The 1,277-nt window shown below is 50.0% G+C and carries 7 tRNA genes and 1 rRNA gene; all 8 read left to right on the forward strand.

Going from position 1 to position 1,277, the window contains the following annotated elements:
* Positions 1 to 286: ribosomal RNA gene (locus EDM21_RS24775) — 23S ribosomal RNA — on the forward strand; the annotation flags it as partial.
* Between the two features lie 137 nt (positions 287 to 423).
* Positions 424 to 515: transfer RNA gene (locus EDM21_RS24400), tRNA-Ser, on the forward strand.
* 6 nt (positions 516 to 521) lie between these two features.
* A tRNA-Met gene (locus tag EDM21_RS24405) sits at positions 522 to 598 on the forward strand.
* Between the two features lie 13 nt (positions 599 to 611).
* Positions 612 to 687, forward strand: a tRNA-Val gene (locus EDM21_RS24410).
* 15 nt (positions 688 to 702) lie between these two features.
* Positions 703 to 779: transfer RNA gene (locus tag EDM21_RS24415), tRNA-Asp, on the forward strand.
* Between the two features lie 28 nt (positions 780 to 807).
* Positions 808 to 883: transfer RNA gene (locus EDM21_RS24420), tRNA-Phe, on the forward strand.
* A 45-nt stretch (positions 884 to 928) separates the two neighbouring features.
* Positions 929 to 1,014, forward strand: a tRNA-Tyr gene (locus EDM21_RS24425).
* Between the two features lie 14 nt (positions 1,015 to 1,028).
* A tRNA-Lys gene (locus EDM21_RS24430) sits at positions 1,029 to 1,101 on the forward strand.
* Positions 1,102 to 1,277: the final 176 nt, after the last annotated feature.

Here is a 1,277-nt window from a genome sequence, read left to right on the forward strand (position 1 = left end):
AAGTGCGGAGCGGATAACTGCTGAAAGCATCTAAGTAGTAAGCCCACCCCAAGATGAGTGNCGGGATGGACGTACCGCTGGTGTACCAGTTGTCTCGCCAGAGGCATAGCTGGGTAGCTATGTACGGAAGGGATAAGCGCTGAAAGCATCTAAGCGTGAAGCCCCCCTCAAGATGAGATTTCCCAATTCGTAAGACCCCTTGAAGACGACGAGGTAGATAGGTTGGAGGTGGAAGCACAGCAATGTGTGGAGCTGACCAATACTAATCGGTCGAGGGCTTGACCTATAGGTCTTTACGAGAGTAGAGACCGTCATCGGAATCGTCGCTTAGGCGGTGCACCACAAGATCTTTGGATGGATCTTTTACATCTTTCGCTGCTAGTTTTCAGGGTACAACCTGTTAAGTTCGATTGCATTATGTTCGGAGAGATACCCAAGTGGCTATAAGGGGACCCTCTGCTAAGGGGTTAGACTGCGTAAGCGGTGCGAGGGTTCGAATCCCTCTCTCTCCGCCAGTTTAAGGCGGCGTAGCTCAGCTGGCTAGAGCGTACGGTTCATACCCGTGAGGTCGTGGGTTCGAGTCCCTCCGCCGCTACCATACAACTACATAAGGACGCTTAGCTCAGCTGGGAGAGCATCTGCCTTACAAGCAGAGGGTCGGCGGTTCGATCCCGTCAGCGTCCACCATGTACAACTTTATACGGAGCCGTGGTGTAGAGGCCTAACATGCCTGCCTGTCACGCAGGAGACCGCGGGTTCGAATCCCGTCGGCTCCGCCATTTTAGTTTTACATGAATTTCATAGTATGGCTCGGTAGCTCAGTCGGTAGAGCAGAGGACTGAAAATCCTCGTGTCGGCGGTTCGATTCCGTCCCGAGCCACCATTTAAGTCAAGCAATGCTCATAACTAAAGAGCTTGGCAGCAATGTGGAGGCTTAGCGAAGTGGCCAAACGCAGCAGACTGTAAATCTGTTCTCTGACGAGTTCGGTGGTTCGAATCCATCAGCCTCCACCAGTATTTTACACCGAGAGCCATTAGCTCAGTTGGTAGAGCACCTGACTTTTAATCAGGGTGTCGAAGGTTCGAGTCCTTCATGGCTCACTTTTCTATGAAAATTAATCTTTTATATAAAAAGAGACCTGTTAGGTCTCTTTCAGATTGCAGACAAACTCCTTTGTTCCGAATGGAACTCAGGAGTTTGTCTTGTTTGGAGAAATAAAAAACTCAAAAATGCAGTAAGTTTCTGTTTTGAGCCACCGGTTCTCCAAAGCCAGGTG

The organism is Paenibacillus lutrae (assembly GCF_009757775.1).
GTDB classification, from domain to species: domain Bacteria; phylum Bacillota; class Bacilli; order Paenibacillales; family NBRC-103111; genus Paenibacillus_F; species Paenibacillus_F lutrae.